Annotated in this window: 19 protein-coding genes; 5 read left to right on the top strand and 14 right to left on the bottom strand. The window is 71.0% G+C overall.

From position 1 onward, the window contains the following. Positions 1 to 2: 2 nt before the first annotated feature. Positions 3 to 1,025, top strand: a complete 1,023-nt coding sequence (locus IE272_RS13355; protein ID WP_056705529.1) for a LacI family DNA-binding transcriptional regulator — start codon at positions 3 to 5, stop codon at positions 1,023 to 1,025. Between the two features lie 29 nt (positions 1,026 to 1,054). Here IE272_RS13355 and IE272_RS13350 read toward each other — a convergent pair whose 3' ends face one another. Genes IE272_RS13350 through IE272_RS13330 form a run of 5 tightly spaced genes read right to left on the bottom strand, consistent with a single transcriptional unit; the run spans position 1,055 to position 5,147 of the window. Continuing rightward, positions 1,055 to 1,639 carry a GAF domain-containing protein gene (locus IE272_RS13350; protein ID WP_007449915.1) on the bottom strand — a complete coding sequence of 195 codons (585 nt, stop codon included), beginning with the start codon at positions 1,637 to 1,639 and terminating at the stop codon, positions 1,055 to 1,057. Then, a complete protein-coding gene (locus IE272_RS13345) occupies positions 1,636 to 2,259 on the bottom strand; it encodes a GTP-binding protein (protein WP_050362084.1) in 624 nt (207 codons plus the stop codon). Before IE272_RS13345 ends, IE272_RS13350 begins: the two co-directional genes overlap by 4 nt. Further along, on the bottom strand, positions 2,237 to 2,608 hold the full coding sequence (locus IE272_RS13340; RefSeq protein WP_006128964.1) for a DUF742 domain-containing protein: 372 nt from the start codon (positions 2,606 to 2,608) through the stop codon (positions 2,237 to 2,239). Before IE272_RS13340 ends, IE272_RS13345 begins: the two co-directional genes overlap by 23 nt. Before the next feature lie 2 nt (positions 2,609 to 2,610). Next, positions 2,611 to 3,045 (bottom strand): roadblock/LC7 domain-containing protein, encoded by a 435-nt coding sequence (locus IE272_RS13335; RefSeq protein ID WP_047179873.1) that lies wholly within the window; start codon positions 3,043 to 3,045, stop codon positions 2,611 to 2,613. Next, on the bottom strand, positions 3,042 to 5,147 hold the full coding sequence (locus IE272_RS13330) for an ATP-binding protein (RefSeq protein ID WP_056705533.1): 2,106 nt from the start codon (positions 5,145 to 5,147) through the stop codon (positions 3,042 to 3,044). The genes IE272_RS13335 and IE272_RS13330 overlap by 4 nt, the downstream gene beginning before the upstream one ends. Positions 5,148 to 5,570: 423 nt before the next feature. Here IE272_RS13330 and IE272_RS13325 point away from each other — a divergent pair, with 423 nt between their 5' ends. Continuing rightward, positions 5,571 to 7,016 (top strand): glyceraldehyde-3-phosphate dehydrogenase, encoded by a 1,446-nt coding sequence (locus IE272_RS13325; protein WP_057666985.1) that lies wholly within the window; start codon positions 5,571 to 5,573, stop codon positions 7,014 to 7,016. A 96-nt stretch (positions 7,017 to 7,112) separates the two neighbouring features. Here the strand turns inward: IE272_RS13325 and IE272_RS13320 are convergent, their stop codons facing one another. From IE272_RS13320 to IE272_RS13305, 4 genes are all read right to left on the bottom strand, one after another. Continuing rightward, positions 7,113 to 7,613 carry a nuclear transport factor 2 family protein gene (locus IE272_RS13320; protein ID WP_190006910.1) on the bottom strand — a complete coding sequence of 167 codons (501 nt, stop codon included), beginning with the start codon at positions 7,611 to 7,613 and terminating at the stop codon, positions 7,113 to 7,115. Positions 7,614 to 7,675: 62 nt separating this feature from the next. Beyond that, positions 7,676 to 8,605 carry an oxidoreductase gene (locus IE272_RS13315; RefSeq protein ID WP_050362089.1) on the bottom strand — a complete coding sequence of 310 codons (930 nt, stop codon included), beginning with the start codon at positions 8,603 to 8,605 and terminating at the stop codon, positions 7,676 to 7,678. Between the two features lie 100 nt (positions 8,606 to 8,705). Next, positions 8,706 to 9,134 carry a pyridoxamine 5'-phosphate oxidase family protein gene (locus tag IE272_RS13310; RefSeq protein ID WP_190006909.1) on the bottom strand — a complete coding sequence of 143 codons (429 nt, stop codon included), beginning with the start codon at positions 9,132 to 9,134 and terminating at the stop codon, positions 8,706 to 8,708. Positions 9,135 to 9,351: 217 nt separating this feature from the next. After that, complete coding sequence (locus tag IE272_RS13305) at positions 9,352 to 9,825, bottom strand: hypothetical protein (RefSeq protein WP_050362091.1); 474 nt, start codon at positions 9,823 to 9,825, stop codon at positions 9,352 to 9,354. A gap of 151 nt (positions 9,826 to 9,976) precedes the next feature. Between IE272_RS13305 and IE272_RS13300 the strand changes: the two genes are divergently transcribed. From IE272_RS13300 to IE272_RS13290, 3 genes are all read left to right on the top strand, one after another. Then, complete coding sequence (locus IE272_RS13300) at positions 9,977 to 10,474, top strand: hypothetical protein (RefSeq protein WP_050362092.1); 498 nt, start codon at positions 9,977 to 9,979, stop codon at positions 10,472 to 10,474. A 144-nt stretch (positions 10,475 to 10,618) separates the two neighbouring features. After that, positions 10,619 to 11,380: a MerR family transcriptional regulator gene (locus tag IE272_RS13295; RefSeq protein ID WP_190006908.1), complete on the top strand. Its 762-nt coding sequence runs from the start codon at positions 10,619 to 10,621 to the stop codon at positions 11,378 to 11,380. A gap of 196 nt (positions 11,381 to 11,576) precedes the next feature. Next, positions 11,577 to 12,104, top strand: a complete 528-nt coding sequence (locus tag IE272_RS13290; RefSeq protein ID WP_098891754.1) for a DapH/DapD/GlmU-related protein — start codon at positions 11,577 to 11,579, stop codon at positions 12,102 to 12,104. Here IE272_RS13290 and IE272_RS13285 read toward each other — a convergent pair. From IE272_RS13285 to IE272_RS13265, 5 genes are all read right to left on the bottom strand, one after another. Continuing rightward, positions 12,088 to 12,732: a hypothetical protein gene (locus IE272_RS13285; protein WP_190006907.1), complete on the bottom strand. Its 645-nt coding sequence runs from the start codon at positions 12,730 to 12,732 to the stop codon at positions 12,088 to 12,090. The two genes, IE272_RS13290 and IE272_RS13285, sit on opposite strands and share 17 nt — an antisense overlap. Positions 12,733 to 12,959: 227 nt before the next feature. After that, complete coding sequence (locus IE272_RS13280; protein ID WP_190006906.1) at positions 12,960 to 13,475, bottom strand: DinB family protein; 516 nt, start codon at positions 13,473 to 13,475, stop codon at positions 12,960 to 12,962. A 127-nt stretch (positions 13,476 to 13,602) separates the two neighbouring features. Next, on the bottom strand, positions 13,603 to 14,046 hold the full coding sequence (locus tag IE272_RS13275) for a GNAT family N-acetyltransferase (RefSeq protein ID WP_050362097.1): 444 nt from the start codon (positions 14,044 to 14,046) through the stop codon (positions 13,603 to 13,605). Positions 14,047 to 14,260: 214 nt separating this feature from the next. Then, positions 14,261 to 15,460: an MBL fold metallo-hydrolase gene (locus IE272_RS13270; protein ID WP_190006905.1), complete on the bottom strand. Its 1,200-nt coding sequence runs from the start codon at positions 15,458 to 15,460 to the stop codon at positions 14,261 to 14,263. A 102-nt stretch (positions 15,461 to 15,562) separates the two neighbouring features. After that, positions 15,563 to 16,003, bottom strand: a complete 441-nt coding sequence (locus IE272_RS13265) for a PPOX class F420-dependent oxidoreductase (protein ID WP_047179862.1) — start codon at positions 16,001 to 16,003, stop codon at positions 15,563 to 15,565. Between the last annotated feature and the right edge of the window lie 85 nt (positions 16,004 to 16,088).

The raw sequence follows: 16,088 nt of genomic DNA, 5'->3' as shown, positions 1-16,088 counted from the left end.
ATGTGACGCTCGACGCGGTGGCGCGCGAGGCGGGCGTCTCGCTCGCCACCGCGTCCCGGGCGCTGAACGGCACCACCCGGGTCCGCGACGACCTGCGCGGGCGGGTGCGCGCGGCGGCCGATCTCCTCGGCTACATCCCCAACGCCCACGCCCAGGCCCTGGCGAGTCCCGAGGGCAACCGTACGGTCGGGCTGATCTGCCACGACGTCGGCGACCCCTACTTCGCGGGCATCGCCAGTGGAGTGATGCGCGCGGCCGCCGAGCAGGACCTGCTGGTGATGCTCGCCTCCACCTTCCGCGAACCCGCCCGGGAGATCGCGTACGTCTCGATGCTGCGGGCCCAGCGGGCGCGGGCCATTCTGCTGATCGGCTCCGGTTTCCAGGACCGCGCCTGGGAACGGGCGATGGACGCGGAGCTGGAGCCGTACGTCCGGGCGGGCGGCCGGGTCGCAGTGGTCAGCCGGCACCGGTCCATGCGGGTGGACACCGTGCAGCCGGAGAACCGGGCCGGGGCGGCGGCGCTCGCGGCCTCGCTGGTGGCGCTGGGTCACCGGGACTTCGCGGTGCTGAGCGGGCCGCCGGAACTGACCACGGTGGCCGACCGGTTGGCGGGATTCCGCGAGGGGCTCGCCAGGGCGGGCATCACCCTGGAGCGGGTGGTGCGGGGCGCGTTCACCCGGGAGGGCGGACATGCTGCGGCTCGAGTGCTGCTGGACTCCGGGGGGCCTCGGCCGACCTGTGTGTTCGCGGTGACCGATGTGATGGCCGTCGGCGCGCTCGCCGCGCTGCGGGAGGCCGGCGTACGCGTCCCCGAGGACATGTCGCTCGCGGGGTTCGACGACATCCCCGTCGTACGTGAGGTGTCGCCTCCGCTGACCACGGTGGCTCTGCCGCTCACGGAGATGGGCGAGCAGGTGATCGCCCTCGCGTTGCGGACACCGTCGGGGGCGGGGCGCTCCCGGGTGCTGCGGATCGAGGGGAGCGTGGTCCTGCGGGGCAGCACCGGTGCGCCGCCCGGGAGTTGAGCGCGGCACCGCCTGCGGAGGAGGTGGCGTCAGAGGGGGTGATGGCCCTCCCGGTCGTCGATCTGGCGGACGAGTTCATGGGCGAGCGACTTGATGGTGTCGAGCCCGGCCCGCCCCCAGGGGCGCGGCACGGTGTCGACGGCGCAGACGGTGCCCAGCGCGATGCCCGTGCGGTCGATCAGCGGCGCCCCGAGGTAGGAGCGGATGCCTATGTCGTCCACCACCGGATTGCCCGCGAAGCGTGGGTAGTCGCAGACGTCGTCCAGGACGAGGGCCTTACGCCGGACGAGGACGTGCGGGCAGTAGCCGTGGTCGCGGGCCATGTACCGGCTGCTCCGGTTGCTGCCCGCCGCGGCCGAACCGAGGTCCCGGCCGCCGCGGTTGCCCGTCGGCGTGTGCAGTCCCGCGAAGAACTGCCGGTTCTCGTCGATGAAGTTGACCATCGAGAAGGGCGTGGAGGTCACTTCGGCCACCTTGTCGGCGAAGGCGTCGAAGTTGTCGTAGGAGGCGTCGGGGCGTTCGCCGAGATCCAGCTTGCGCAGCCGCTGTGCGCGGGCCGGGCCGTGCCGGTCGGTGGGCGTCAGGAGCATCCGGCCGGTGGCGAAGGATGTCACGGGTGGGCTCCGAAGGTCTGCAGTGGGGCGGGCGCCGTGGTGGCGTTGATGAGGTGTTGTACGAGGGTGACGAGGGCGCCCGTGCCGGAGCTGGCGATCCGGGCGTCGCACAGGACGACGGGCACCTCGGGCCCGAGGTCGAGCGCGGCGCGGACCTCGTCCGGCTCGTAGCGGTAGGCGCCGTCGAACTCGTTGACGGCGACGATGAATCCGATGCCGCGCCGTTCGAAGAAGTCCACCGCGGCGAAGCATTCGGCGAGGCGCCGGGTGTCGGCCAGCACCACGGCTCCGAGGGCGCCCTGGGAGAGTTCGTCCCACATGAACCAGAAGCGTTCCTGGCCCGGTGTGCCGAACAGATAGAGGACGTGCTGCTCGGAGAGGGTGATGCGGCCGAAGTCCATGGCGACGGTGGTGGCCGTCTTGGACTCGACGCCTTCCAGATTGTCCGTCCCCACACTGACCTGGGTCAGCAGTTCCTCGGTGCTCAGCGGGGCGATCTCGCTGACCGCGCCCACGAACGTCGTCTTGCCGACACCGAATCCGCCGGCGACCAGGACCTTGAGTGCCACGGGGAAGAACTCGGAGGTTCGGGTGCGGTCAGAGCTGTCGTCGTAAACCATCGAGCACTGCCTCCAGCAGGGATCGGTCGGTGGGCATGTCATGGAAAGCGGGAGCGTGCGCGGTGACCGCGCCACAGGCGACCAGGTCGGAGAGGATCACCTTGGCGACGACCGCGGGCAGCCGGAGGTGTGCGGCGATCTCGGCGACGGACATCGGCCCTTCGCACATGCCGAGGGCCACGGTGTGCTCCGGGCCGAGCGGGATGTCCGGCTCGATGCCCGTGGCCATGATCAGGGACAGCAGATCGAACGCGGTGGACGGCCGGGTGCGACCGTTGCTGATCGTGTACGGGCGGATCAGCCGGCCGGCCGCGTCGTCGAGCAGGGGCCCGTCCTGCGGGGCCGGCATCCTCAGTGCCCCGGGGTGAACGGCGCCCCGGCCGGCTGCCGCAGCGGGGTCGTCAGGTAGGGGCGGACGCTCTTGACCAGCATCGCCATCTCGTAGCCGAGCACCGCGGCGTCCGCCTCGCGTCCCGAGAGGACGGCGAGACAGGTGCCGGATCCGGCGGTGGAGACGAACAGGAGCGTGGAGTCCAGTTCGACGACCACCTGCCGTACGTCCCCGTTGTCGCCGAAGCGGGCCCCGGCGCTGCGGCCCAGCGAGTACAGGCCGGCGGCCAGGGCCGCCATGTGGTCGGCACTGTCGGGGTCCATGCCGTGCACGGATTTCACCAGCCCGTCGGCGGAGAGCAGGACCGCGCTGCGTGTGTAGGGCACGCGCTGGACCAGTCCGCTCAGCAGCCAGTCCAGGTCCGAGACCTGACCGGACGGCATTTCGCTCGTCATGGTGTCTGCTCCTTGAAGGTGATGTCTTTCCGGGGTTCCGGGACAGCCCGGCCCGGCAGGAAGGGGTCGGCCGCGAACGGTCCGGGCTCGCCCGGAGCGCGGTCGTGGGTGCTCTCGGCGTAGGTGCCGCGCCGGTACGCGGGGCTCTCGTGCGGGTACGCGTCGGGCGGGTAGCTGTCCGGTACGGGCAGGCCCGCCGCGGGCAGTGCGTGGTCCGGTCGCGACGCCTCGGCCGGGCCGGAGCGGTCGGGCGTGGGGGTGGCTCCGCGTACGGGAAGGGGCGAGAGGGACTCCAGCGGGGCGTCGAGCGCGGTCTGCCCGCTGATCCCCGTGCCGCCCGGGCCGCCGTATCCGCCGTCGGCGCTCTCCTCCTGGGCGGTCTGGGCCTCGGCGAGGTCGACGCCGCGCCGGAAGGCCGCCATGAGACCCGGGTCGTGCAGGGCGTGCTCGTCCTCGACGCGCGGGGCGGGCGCCTCGCGCAGCTGCGGGACGAGGGATTCCTGGTTCGTCCGCTTGGGCAGTTCGGGCCGGGAGCGGGACGGCGCCGGACGGTCGTCGCGCCCGTGGGCCGCCGGTGCGGGCCGGCCGTCGTGCTCGGGCGGGGAGGCGGGCGGCGTCGGGCGGTCGATGCGCTCGGCGCGCAGCGGAAGGGGCGGGGCCTCGCCCGCGGGCGGCTGCGGGCGGCCGTTCTGCCGGTGGCCGGACCCTTCGTGCGAGCCGCCCATGGAGGTCTGGGCCGGAACCGGAACCTCGGACCGGGTCGTGCCGCTCTGCTGCGGGGCGGCGGGGATCCCGGCCTCGACGGGCGGCCGGTGCACGGCGCCGGGGGGCGGTACGGGCACGGCGTCGGGCGACGGCGGGGCGTCGGGATCGGTCCCGAGAAGCGACTGCGGGAGGACCAGCACCGCCTGCGTACCGCCGTAGATGTTGCTCTGCAGCCGGACGGCGATGCCGTGGCGGCGGGCCAGGGCCGAGACGACGAACAGGCCGATCCGGCCGTCCTGGAGCAGGTGGGCGACGTTGACCTGGTCGGGGTCGGAGAGCAGCGCGTTCATCCGCTTCTGCTCGTGGTCCGGCATCCCGAGGCCTCGGTCCTCCACTTCCAGGGCGAGCCCGGCGGTGACGTGCTGGACGCGCAGCAGCACCTGGGTGTGCGGGGCGGAGAACACCGTGGCGTTCTCGACGAGCTCGGCCAGCAGATGGATCACGTCGGCGACGGCGTGGCCGCGCAGGGTGCCCTCTATCGGCGGGACCAGCTTGACCCGGGGGTACTGCTCGACCTCGGCGATGGCCGAGCGGAGCACCTCGGTCATGGTGACCGGGTTGCTCCACTGCCGCCGGGAGACGGCCCCGCCGAGCACGGCGAGGTTCTCCGCGTGCCGGCGGATCCGGGTGGCGAGGTGGTCGACGTGGAAGAGGCCCTTGAGGAGGTCGGGATCCTCGACCTCGTGCTCCAGCTCGTCGAGGATCTGGATCTCGCGGTGGACGAGGGATTGCAGCCGTCGCGCGAGGTTGACGAAGACCTCGACCTTCTGTTCGTTGCCGGCGCTGCTGAAGAGCTGGGACGCCTGGACGACGGCGGCGACGGCGGCTTCCTGGGCCCGTGCCATCTCCTGCCCGAGCAGGTCGAAGGCGTCGGCTCCGGGGGCGGAGGGCTGCGCCGGCGGCCGGGCGGCGACGGCTTCCCTGTTGCGGAGCTGTTCCACCACCCGTTGCAGCTCGGCCTGGCCCTGGGCGCTGGCGCGCCGGAGTGCGAGGGCCCGGTCGAGCACCTGGCCCGCGACGCGGTTGGCGCCGAGGTAGGCGGCGGCGATGGCGGCGACGGCGAGTGCGCCGGATCCGCCGAGCGCCGCCCAGAGGCTGGGCGAGGCGTCGACGGCTCCGGCGCGGACGGTGAAGATGACGGCGGCGGCGCCGCTGAGCACGGCGGCGATGGCCGGGAGCAGTGCGGTCCGCAGCAGCTGGGGCCGTATGCGGGCGTCGGGGGTGGGCCCCGCGGCGCGCGGCCTGCTCGTGGCCGAGTGGGCGCGCGTGCCGGGGCGGCCGTGCCGCCCGCCTTCACGGCGGTCCGGTCGCGCGTCGGGTGCGCGAAGTTGAGACATCAGCGTCCTCGGTACAGGGGGCACCGGGGGTCGGCGGTCGTGCCGGCGTCCATGCGGTGGCCCCTACGGTGGTCGGTCAGGCGCGGGTCATCGGTCGGGCAGGCCCGAACGTTATGAGCCCACCGTTGATCACCGGGCACACACGGTAGTCGTCAATGACGTATGCGCGACGGGCAGTTGTCGAACTTGCCCGCCATCCGTCCCACTCTGGTATGACCTCTCGCACGCACGCCCGATTGCGCCACCTTGGTCCCGAATCGACCCGCGGCACCGGGAGGCTGCCCACATGCTGGACACCCGGGGTCCGCCGCGACCGGGCCAGGGGTGCCGTCGCGGGGCTTACCCGCAGGTAGGGGACCACCCGCAGGGGCGAGAGCGCGGCCGGTTACCATATGAGCGCCGCCTAGCTCGAAAGATAAACTTGTGACTGTCAATGACGACTCGTTCACCAACTGGATGCACCGCGAGGAGATCGCGGAGTCGATGATCCCGATCATCGGGAAGCTGCACCGCGAGCAGGACGTCAATGTCCTGCTGCACAGCCGCTCCCTGGTGAACAAGTCGGTGGTCAGCATCCTCAAGACCCACCGCTTCGCCCGGCAGATCGCCGGTGAGGAACTCTCGGTCACCGAGACGATGCCGTTCCTGCGGGCACTGACGACGCTCGACCTCGGCCCCTCCCAGATCGACATAGGCATGCTGGCCGCGACGCACCGGGCCGACGGGCGCGGGCTCTCCGTCGAGGAGTTCACCGCCGAGGCCGTCGCCGGGGCGACGGGCGACAACAAGATCGAGCGTCGCGCATCGCGTGACGTGGTGCTCTACGGCTTCGGCCGCATCGGCCGGCTCCTGGCCCGCCTGCTCATCGAGAAGGCCGGTTCGGGCAACGGTCTGCGCCTGCGGGCCATCGTCGTCCGCAAGGGCTCCGGGCAGGACATCGTCAAGCGCGCCTCGCTGCTGCGGCGCGACTCGATCCACGGCCAGTTCCAGGGCACGATCACCGTCGACGAGGCGAACAGCAAGATCATCGCCAACGGCAACGAGATCCAGGTGATCTACTCCGACGACCCGACGACGGTCGACTACACGGCGTACGGCATCAAGGACGCCATCCTGATCGACAACACCGGCCGGTGGCGCGACCGCGAGGGCCTCTCCAAGCACCTCCAGGCGGGCATCGCCAAAGTCGTGCTCACCGCACCGGGCAAGGGCGACGTCCCCAACATCGTGCACGGCGTCAACCACGACACGATCAAGCCGGACGAGCGGATCCTGTCCTGCGCGTCCTGCACGACCAACGCGATCGTCCCGCCGCTGAAGGCGATGGCGGACGAGTACGGCGTTCTGCGCGGGCACGTGGAGACCGTCCACTCGTACACCAACGACCAGAACCTGCTGGACAATTACCACAGCTCCGACCGTCGTGGCCGTTCGGCGGCGCTCAACATGGTCATCACCGAGACCGGTGCCGCCTCGGCCGTGGCGAAGGCGCTGCCCGACCTGCACGCCCCGATCACCGGCAGCTCCATCCGCGTACCGGTGCCGGACGTCTCGATCGCGATCCTCAGCCTGCGGCTGGAGCGCGAGACCACCCGTGAAGAGGTCCTCGACTACCTCCGCAACGTGTCGCTGGCCTCACCGCTCAAGCGTCAGATCGACTTCATCAGCGCGCCCGACGCGGTCTCCAGCGACTTCATCGGCTCGCGCCACGCCTCGATCGTCGACGCGGGCGCCACCAAGGTCGACGGCGACAACGCGATCCTCTACCTCTGGTACGACAACGAGTTCGGCTACTCGTGCCAGGTCATTCGGGTCGTCCAGCACGTCTCCGGCGTGGAGTACCCGACGTACCCGGCCCCGGCGGTCTGACCCCGGACCCCGTTCGGTCCGTCACACGGCGCCCGGTGCCCGGCAGGTCCTCCTGCCGGGCACCGGGCGTTGGGTCACGCCGGGCGGCACCGTCCTCTACGCCTCGCGCCGGGAGTCCGCCGGGCCCAGCCGTTCGGTCGGTCCTCCGAAGTCGAGGTACGTGGCCCGCGCCGCGAGGAGCCACCGGCCGTCGGCCTTGCGGAACGTGTCCTCGTAGTGTCCGACCTGCACGGGAAGCCGCGGCGGCAGCATGCCGCCGGCATGACCGTCCACGCGGTACGTCGTGAAGTACGTGCTCGCCGTCGCCGACGACGCGGACGTCAGGGTCACCAGGATGTTGGTGCACAGGCGGCGGGAGAGCCGGTCGGCGGGGCGGGCGCCGAAATAGGCGCGCAGGGCGTCCCTGCCCTCGATCCTCCGGTTCCCCTCGGCCCATTCCCACACGCCGTCGGGGGTGAACAGCTCGGCCACGTCGCCGGGTTCACCCAGATCGAGCGTGCGGACGAACTCGACGACCAGCCGCTCGCAGGCTCGCTCGGCGATCAGACGGTCCAGCGGGTCCAGTGGCTCCGGGGGATTCAGCGCATCGGTGTCCATCGCCTCTTCCTATCAACGCTCCCCGGGGCCGCACGACCTGTTTTCGGCGACCCCGGCACGCGTCACACGGCGTCGGCGTCCAGCCCGGTCAGCCGGGCCGACTCGTCCCACAACGCCCTTGCCATGACCGGGTCCTGGGCGTGCCGCGACTTCCGGGCGGGCGCCGGGGCTCCCCTGGTCTCGCCCAGCCGGGCGGGGCCGTAGTAGGAGCCGCCCGGGGCATCCGGCAGCGTCGCCGCGTACAGCACGGGCAGAGCCCCCGCCGATGCCGGCTGGGTGTACAGACGCGAGGTGCGCTCCAGCCTCGCCGCCCAGTTCCGCCCGGCCAGACGCGGCCCGGCCTGACCCAACTCCGTCGCGGAGAGCCCGGGATGGGCCGCGAGCGCGACCAGGTCCCGTCCTGCGGCACGGGCCCGCCGGTCCAGCTCCTTCGTGAACAGCAGGTTGGCGAGCTTGGACTGGCCGTAGGCCCGCCACTTGCTGTACGCGCGCTCGGCGTTGAGGTCGTCGAGGTCGATACGGCCGATGCGGTGGCCGAGCGAGGAGAGTGTCACCACACGCGCCGGGCCCCGCACCCCGAGGACGGGGAGCAGCCGGTTGGTCAACGCGAAGTGGCCCAGGTGGTTGGTGCCGAACTGCATCTCGAAACCGTCTGCCGTACGCAGTGGCGGCAGCGCCATCACCCCGGCGTTGTTCACCAGGAGGTCGAGCCGCCCGTCGACCTCCTTCGCGATGGCCTCCGCGGCCTCGGCCACACTGTTCAGATCGGCCAGATCGAGGCGGACGAGCCGGGCGTCCGAGCCGGGGGCGGCCCGGCGGACGGCGTCCACGGCACGCCGACCGCGCTCCGGATCGCGGCACGCGAGAACGGTTCGCGCGCCGGATCGGGCCAGCACGAGTGCGGTCACCGCACCGATGCCGCTGTTGGCGCCGGTGACCACGGCCGTGGAGCCGGAGAGGTCGGGCATGTCGTCAAGAGTCCAGGAGTGCATGGGGCGCACCTCCCCCGTGCCGGCGTCGCCACACATGAAAGGCACCCGCGGTACGGCCCGCCGGGGCAGGACTCCGCCGCGCGCGCCGCACGGCCGCGGCTCAGACCTGACCGAGGTCCGAGCTGACCCAGCGCTCGGGGCGGAGGGTGATCACCACCTGCTCGCCGTGGTTCTCCCAGGCGAAATCCACGTATCCGGCGACCTTCTCGGCGGGAAGGTAGCGCGCCGACACCTCCTCCAGGTCCGCCCGCGTGGCGGGGCGGGCGTCGACGACGGGCCCCTCGACGGAGACGTAGCGGATGGTCGGCTCCAGCCGGTCGACCAGGAGGGTGAACCGGCCCGCCGCGTCGATCAGTTCGGCCTTGCGAGAGGTGCGGCCGGTGAGGATGCGCACGTCGCCGCCGGGTGCGTACTGGTACCAGATGGGAACGCTGAGCGGGGCCCGGTCGCTGCCCCCCGACGCGACGGCCAGTGCGGCGACATGGGGCTCGGCGAGGAACTGTTCGCGCTCTTCACGGGTGAGTGCCACGGCACGCTCCTTCGTACGGTGATTCGGGGGCTGCCCCAGTGTGCCCGCGCGCCGGGCGAGTCTCCCGTCACCGACGCCGGAGTGTGCGGCGTGTCGCGCGAGGTGCCTCCCCGCCGGCCGCGCGACACCTCTCGGTCCGCCGGACCTGGGCGCGCCAGCTCATGTCCGGCGGATCCTGACCGGTCCACGCCGCCCGGCACGATCCGAACGAAAGGCCCTAGGCGACCCCGGAAGCGTCCTGGGACCGTCGCACGACGGTCGCCCCGCGCAGGGCGACGGCGCACCAGACGATCACCAGGAACAGCGCGGCCGCGGCCAGTCCCGCGACTTCGAGAGGCTCCGGCCGCCAGCCCAGGGACAGCCGGGTGCCGATCATGACGGTGCCGAGGAGAACCTCCGCCGGGGAGTAGACCGGCACCCTGGCCGCCACGAACCGCAGGATGGCACCCAGCGCCAGGCCGATCACGGCCCAGGCGAGCAGATAGGGCCAGAGCGCTCCCGGGGCGGCGGGCGGCAGGCCGTACTCCTCCGGGCCGATGCGGAACAGGGCGCCCAGCCAGCCCAGCGTCACTCCGGCGGCGGTGACGATCGCCGCCCACAGCGCATGACGCCACAGCGGGCCGGACCGCACTCGCTCGTCCTCGTGCTCGTCCTGGGTGTCGACGGGGTTCGTGGTCTCAGGAAGATCCATCACACCCGCTAGGACGCTCACCGGCCGCCGAACGTTGCGCCGCGACCGGTGTCAGGAACACGCCGAACAGCACCACGGCCCGCCCCGGGGGCCGTGGCCCGCCGGCGACGATCCCGGCGTGCTCCGAACGAGAGGCCTTAGGCTCCCGCACATGAGCAAGGACCATGACGACGAGCCGATATTCGTCCGCTCCAACTGGGGAACAAGTCGCTATGTCTACAACCCGAACCATCCGATCGGCGTGGCCCTCATCATCGGATCCCTGCTGTTCGCCGCCGGGGGCATGTACTACCTCTTCTCGAGTTCTTCGTGGAGCGAGGGCGAGTTGCGCGACGCCGTGCACACGGCCGTCCGGGACCTGGAGTCGGAGCCGCACACCTTCAGCTCCTGGACCGGCGGTTACGACCGTCTGATCCGCGACGCGCTGAAGGAGAGCGGCGAAGGCCCCTCGAACGGCGGCATGGTCTACGTCGATGACGCGAACGATCCCTACGACGAGGACGCGGCCCCGTCCGTCGACCGGTTCGAGGTCACGGCGAAGGACGTCGACGCGGCGTTCTGTCTGAGCGTGTCGCCGCCGGAGCCCGAGTCGGCCCTGGAGAACATCACGGTCAGCCTCTCCATCACCGTCGAGGAGGGCCGGTGCTGAGCCATGCCGTCCGGCCCGGTGAGCCGGGCTTCCGACCGGCGCGGATCCGGGCTTGAAGTTGCCGCTGCGGCAGCTTCTACGGTCATGACCAGGGCCGGAGGAACCGGCCCTGCGAGGCGCTCGTGAGGGAGTGAGGACGTGGCGATGGACTGGCCGATCTCCGAGGTCGCCCGGATGTCGGGGGTGACCGCCCGGACGCTGCGGCACTACGACGAGATCGGCCTGCTGCCGCCGGCCCGGATCGGCTCCAACGGCCACCGCTATTACGAGGAGCACCAGCTTCTGCTGCTGCAACAGATCCTCGTGCTGCGGGCCCTGGACGTCGGGCTGCCGGAGATCGGCAGGGTCCTCGCCGACCAGGTCGACACGGTGGATGCCCTGCGCGGGCACCACCGGCGGCTGCTCGCGGAGCGGGACCGGCTGGACGCCCTGGCCACGACCGTCTCCCGCACGATCGCCGAGCTGGAGCAGTCCAGAAGGGACGGTAGGCCCATGACCGCCATCAACCGACCGGAGAACCTGTTCGAGGGCATCCAGCCCTCTCAGTACGAGGGGAATCTGCGTGACTTTCCCGGGCTCGCGGAGGAGGCCGGCCGACGGGCGGCCGTCATGACCCCGGCCGAGACCGAGGCCGGACAGCGCGAGCGCACGGCGCTGATGATCCGGCTGGCCGAGCACATGGCCGCCGGCGTCCCGGCCGACGCCGAGCCGGTGCAGGCCGAGATCGAAGCGCAGTACACGGCGCTCACGGCACTGCATGCCGTGTCCGCCGACGAGTACCGCGCGATCGGGCGCTCCTGCGTGGACAACGAGCGGTGGCGCGCCGCGTACGAGTCCATCGCCCCGGGCCTGGCCGCGTATCAGCGGGACGCCATCGAGGCGTACACCGCTTCCCGGCTCGCCTGACCAGGAGGGGGCCGCCGCAGGACGACCCGGCGGCGGCCCCCGGGCGTGCGGTGCCACACCAGTGGGGGGTGATGCGGCGCCGCACCACCCCCCACTTCCACAACTATTGGTTGTACCTGGTGTGGTGCGCGGTTGTTTGATTGTGTGCTCTGCACGGTGATGGGATCAGCACATGTCTACGCGCACAGAGCAGGTCATGTATGTCCAGACGCCTGATTTCGCACGTCACGCGGAACGGATCGTGGAGGTGACCGATGCGACGTCTCGACTGAACGTGCTTCCGTTCAGCGACAGCGAAGGTCGCACGGAACTACTTTCTGTTGTGTTCGGTGGCCCGCTGCCGGAATCGGTGATGATCTACCCGCCGTTCTTCACCGAGCACGGACTGAACACGACGTTCGGGGAGAACGTCTTCGTCAACCAGGGATGCACCTTCATGGACAAGGGAGGCATCCGTATCGGGAACGGCGTCATGATCGCCCCGAAGGTCAGCCTCATCACCGGAGGCCATCCACTGCCCCTGGCCGAGCGCCGCGAGTACCTCTCCTTCGCGCCGATCGTCATCGAGGACGACGTCTGGATCGGGACGGCTGCCGTGATCACGCAGGGGGTGACCGTCGGTGCCGGCGCGGTGGTCGCCGCCGGTGCGGTGGTCACCCGTGATGTTCCTGCCGGCACCGTGGTCGCGGGAGTGCCCGCCCGGGTGATCAAGAAGATCGACTGAACCCGGCCGGAGCTCTGTCCGTGAGGTCGTAGCCGCCCGTGATCACCTTGGAGTCGGCGGCCGGTGCCATGCACTTGCTCAGCAGCGGCTCGCCCTTCTCCGTGCCTCCGGAGAGCCCTATGCGGCTGGGACCGTTGTCCTTGCCTTCTCCCACGTAGAAGCTGATCCCCATGCGGACATGCCGCTTCAGATAGTCGTCCCAGCCACCGACGTTGCCCCCGGTGCGCACGATACGACCGGTGACGGTGGCGGTGGGACCGCCGCTGGTCAGGCAGTCGACCTTGAAGTCGCCCCAATTGACCTTCTCGGGCTCGCCCTTGGCGGCCGGCATCCGGTGGTGGATGCGGAAGGTGCCCCAGGATTTGTCGGGCTCGGCCCAGCCCACGCCCTTGAAGGTGGCGTGGGCGTCGACGGTGACCTGGATGTCGTGACCGGCGTCGGGATAGTCCATACGCCCCCAGCCCTTGAGGCTGGAGGTGAGGGACCCGGAAGGGGCGGAGGCCCGCGCGGTCTTGCCGGGCTCGGACGCGGGTGCTGTCGACGCGGAGGCGACCCCCGCGGTGGTCGCCACCACGGCGGCCGCCGCGAGGAACGTGACGGCGCGGTTGGACCGCTTGGATCGGGACATGGTGGAACTCCATTCGTGGTCGTGGAACCGAAGCGCCGGAGTGGGAGAACCTCCGCTCCGCCACGACCGATCCTGCTGAACATCCGCTCCGCACACGTCAGTCACCGGTCGTGACCTCTTTCCGCCGTGCGGCTGAGCCCACCGGTGAAGCGATACCTCTCACGGCGTACGCCGGGGCCCATCAGACGCGGACGCCGCCCGGCCCCGCTCATGAATGCCGGGGGAAGCTAGACGCCGGTCTGCCCGTCGACGAGTTCACGCACGACATCGAGGTGACCGTTGTGGCGGGAGATCTCTTCGATGAGGTGGAGGACCACCCAGCGCAGGTCCACGTGGCGGCCGTCGCCGATAGGACGTACGGCCGTTGAGTTCAGGTCGCGGTCGGCCAGCAGGCGGCGATAGCGGGTGCTCTGTTCCTCGTACTCGGCGAGAAGCCGGGGCAGCGGGATGTCGACCGCTGTCCGCATCTCGGGGTCGGGGTCGTCGTCGGTCGCCCCCGTGAGCGGCCCCTCGGGCTCCTCACCGAGAAACATCACCTGGACCCAGTGATGCTCGACCCAACGCAGGTGACTGATCAGCCCGCACATCGTCATCAACGGCGAGTTCGGGAGCGGTGCCTTGCGGGCGTCCCCCTCGGACACGCCCTCGCACTTGGCTCGCGCCGTGTCACGGGCGTAGTCCAGGAAGGTGGCCAGCTGCGTACGTTCGTCCCACGTGGGGGGTGTATCGGTTCGTTGTGTCATCGCAGGTGAGGTTCCCACAGCTCAGAGGCGGTGTCGTGTGATTTGGAAGCCGCGCGGGCAGCGTGAGCGGTCATCGCCCCGGGTCGGGTCGGAAACGGTGGTCGGGCGTCGCTGAATGCGTCCTGGTCTACCGTCGGCAGAGGTAGAACAGCTCGGGGTCGCCCTCATCGAGGCCGTGGAGAAGGCCGACCGGGCTCCATCCGTTTCGTTGGAGCAGCCGCTGCATCGGCTGGTTGGACACGTTGGTCGAGGTGAACAGCTTCGGGGTGGTGCATGAGGCTGCCGCGGCGGTCAGCAACCGATGGCCGACGCCTCTGCCGCGGGCGGAGGGCGCCACCATCAGCATCGTCACGAAGCCCTGCTCGAAGAACGTGTACTCAACCACGCAGTAGCCGAGCGGGCCGGACGCGTCCTCCGCGACGACCGCCAGGCCCTGCCGGCACCACCTTCGGATGCTCGCCTGCCGTTCGCCGTTGCCCTCGACCGCCATCGCGTCGATCCCGATCAGCGAGTCTGCCTCCGACTCGCTCGCGCGGCGCACACCGAACTCGCCCAGCTCCACTGCACTCATGTGGCCATGCTGTCAGCCGGCAAAGGTCCGCCCTGCATCGTGTTCTACGTATTCCTTGCCACGTCCGGCGAGCCTGACCAGCTGCGCGATCGGCATGCCGACTGGCTTTCCCGTCATCCCTCGGGGCTCTGACCGGCTCGGAGCGCCGCCCCGCTCCGAGCGGTCTTCACCGCGCGTACCGGACCGGCTCCCCCAGCTCGTCACCGGCCCGATGTCACCGCTCGCCCGCGAGGTCCATATCGCCCCTGCTCGTCTCGGCCACGCTCTCCGCGCCCCGAGGGCGCCGCCACGGGTGCGCGATCGGCTGGGACACCGCGCGCCACCATGCCTCGGCCGGGAGCTTCCCCGCCGGTTCGAACGGTTCGCCCGGCCGGGGGAACGCCACCGCCTGCCCGGCCTCCTCGCCGGCGTCCTTCGTCCACTCCCCGGGCTCCGCCCAGGGGTGCGGCGCCAGATTGAAGGTGCCCCAGTGGATCGGCAGCAGCACACCGTGCGGGCGCCCGCCCTGGAGGTCCAGGTGGGCAAGCATGCCTTCGGCGGGGGTCATGTGGATGTCCGGCCAGTACTCCGAGTACGCGCCGATCTGGATCATGGTGGCGTCGAAGGGCCCGTGCTCGGCCCCGATGTCCCGGAAGCCGGGGAAATAGCCGGTGTCCCCGCTGTGGTAGATCCGGTGCTCCGGGCCCGTGACGACCCACGACGCCCAGAGGGTGTGCTGCTGGTTGCGCAGCCCGCGGCCGCAGAAGTGGCGTGCGGGGGTGGCGGTGAGGCTGATTCCGGCGACGGTCGCGGTCTCGTTCCAGTCGAGCTCGTGCATCCGGTTCGGGGGGACGCCCCAGCGCTCCAGATGGGCTCCGACCCCGAGCGGCACGGCGAAGACCGTGTCGGTTCCGGCCAGGGCACGGATCGTCGGCAGGTCGAGGTGGTCGTAGTGGTCGTGGGAGATCACGACCACGTCGACGGGTCCGAGCGCTGCCAGCGACAGCGGAGTGGGGTGCAGACGCTTGGGCCCGGCGAACGGGAACGGGGAACAGCGCTCGCCCCAGACCGGGTCGAACAGGATCCGCCGTCCGTCGATCTCCGCCAGCACGCTGGAGTGGCCCATCCAGGTCAGCCGGAGCCCGGTGGCGGGGGGCGCGGCCAGATCGGCGAGGGTCGTGGCGTGGACGGGCACGGTGCCGGTCGGCGTCCTGCGGGCCCGCTGCTCCTTGTGGAAGTAGATCTTGGCGAATTCGACGGTGGACCCGGAGGGCCTGGTCCGGGCCCCCACCGGGTTCTGGAACACCCCGTCGACGAAATGGGGCGAGCGGCGGATGCGCTCCATCCGCGCTCCGGCCGGATCGGCCCCGAAGGACTCGGTGCGCATCGAGCGCAGTTTCGTGCGGAACGGAAGCAGGTAGTCAGCGCCGGTCACAACATCTCCTGAGGGAGTCGGTGTCGTCTCATTATGGTCGGCATGTACGACAGGGCGAGCAGAAGATGCTGAACGGGGCAACCGGCCCGGCCGTCGGCGGCGTCAGCCACGCGGTTGCCCGTAGACGTGGTCGATGCGGAGGGTGAGCAGCACTCTGCGGTCCTGGACCATGGCCCGCCGGTAGTCGTCCCAGTCGGGGTGCTCGCCCTTGACGTCCCGGTAGAGCGTGATCAGCGCCTCCACCGTGGCGTCGTCCGGCGCCTCGGCGGGCGGGGTCAGTTCGGCTGTTCCGTCGGCGACGGTCCAGGCCCAGCGGTCGTCGCTGGTGACGTGGTAGCTCGCCCGGGGGTCCCGCCGCAGGTTACGGGTCTTGGCCCGGCCCTCGGTGATCGAGACGCGGACCACCTGCTCCTCGGGGTAGTAGGCGTGATTGACGTTGGACAGCTGGGGGCGTCCGTCCTGCTTCAGCGTGACCAGAACTCCGCCGTCGTGCTCACCGAAGAGACGGAGCAGTGCTTCCTGTGCCGGTTCGATTCGCGTCATGCAGGATGCAACGTCCGGGCGGTCCGGAGGATTCCGTGGCGCCGCATCCGCCGGCATCTCCGTCGGACGCCGTCCCACCCTCGCT

Origin of the sequence: Streptomyces anulatus (assembly GCF_014650675.1) — a bacterium.
Lineage (GTDB): Bacteria > Actinomycetota > Actinomycetes > Streptomycetales > Streptomycetaceae > Streptomyces > Streptomyces anulatus.
The sequence above is the reverse complement of the archived record's forward strand: the minus strand, read 5'-3'. Positions and strand labels throughout refer to the sequence as shown.

What these genes read in the sequence shown, in the direction of transcription:
- IE272_RS13315 (WP_050362089.1), bottom strand. Translation starts at nt 8,605, where the DNA reads ATGCACTCCTGGACTCTTGACGACATGCCCGACCTCTCCGGCTCCACG.
- IE272_RS13335 (WP_047179873.1), bottom strand. Translation starts at nt 3,045, where the DNA reads ATGACGAGCGAAATGCCGTCCGGTCAGGTCTCGGACCTGGACTGGCTG.
- IE272_RS13330 (WP_056705533.1), bottom strand. Translation starts at nt 5,147, where the DNA reads ATGTCTCAACTTCGCGCACCCGACGCGCGACCGGACCGCCGTGAAGGC.
- IE272_RS13290 (WP_098891754.1), top strand. Translation starts at nt 11,577, where the DNA reads ATGTATGTCCAGACGCCTGATTTCGCACGTCACGCGGAACGGATCGTG.
- IE272_RS13275 (WP_050362097.1), bottom strand. Translation starts at nt 14,046, where the DNA reads ATGAGTGCAGTGGAGCTGGGCGAGTTCGGTGTGCGCCGCGCGAGCGAG.
- IE272_RS13320 (WP_190006910.1), bottom strand. Translation starts at nt 7,613, where the DNA reads ATGGACACCGATGCGCTGAATCCCCCGGAGCCACTGGACCCGCTGGAC.
- IE272_RS13280 (WP_190006906.1), bottom strand. Translation starts at nt 13,475, where the DNA reads ATGACACAACGAACCGATACACCCCCCACGTGGGACGAACGTACGCAG.
- IE272_RS13295 (WP_190006908.1), top strand. Translation starts at nt 10,619, where the DNA reads ATGGACTGGCCGATCTCCGAGGTCGCCCGGATGTCGGGGGTGACCGCC.
- IE272_RS13345 (WP_050362084.1), bottom strand. Translation starts at nt 2,259, where the DNA reads ATGGTTTACGACGACAGCTCTGACCGCACCCGAACCTCCGAGTTCTTC.
- IE272_RS13305 (WP_050362091.1), bottom strand. Translation starts at nt 9,825, where the DNA reads ATGGATCTTCCTGAGACCACGAACCCCGTCGACACCCAGGACGAGCAC.
- IE272_RS13285 (WP_190006907.1), bottom strand. Translation starts at nt 12,732, where the DNA reads ATGTCCCGATCCAAGCGGTCCAACCGCGCCGTCACGTTCCTCGCGGCG.
- IE272_RS13340 (WP_006128964.1), bottom strand. Translation starts at nt 2,608, where the DNA reads ATGCCGGCCCCGCAGGACGGGCCCCTGCTCGACGACGCGGCCGGCCGG.
- IE272_RS13300 (WP_050362092.1), top strand. Translation starts at nt 9,977, where the DNA reads ATGAGCAAGGACCATGACGACGAGCCGATATTCGTCCGCTCCAACTGG.
- IE272_RS13265 (WP_047179862.1), bottom strand. Translation starts at nt 16,003, where the DNA reads ATGACGCGAATCGAACCGGCACAGGAAGCACTGCTCCGTCTCTTCGGT.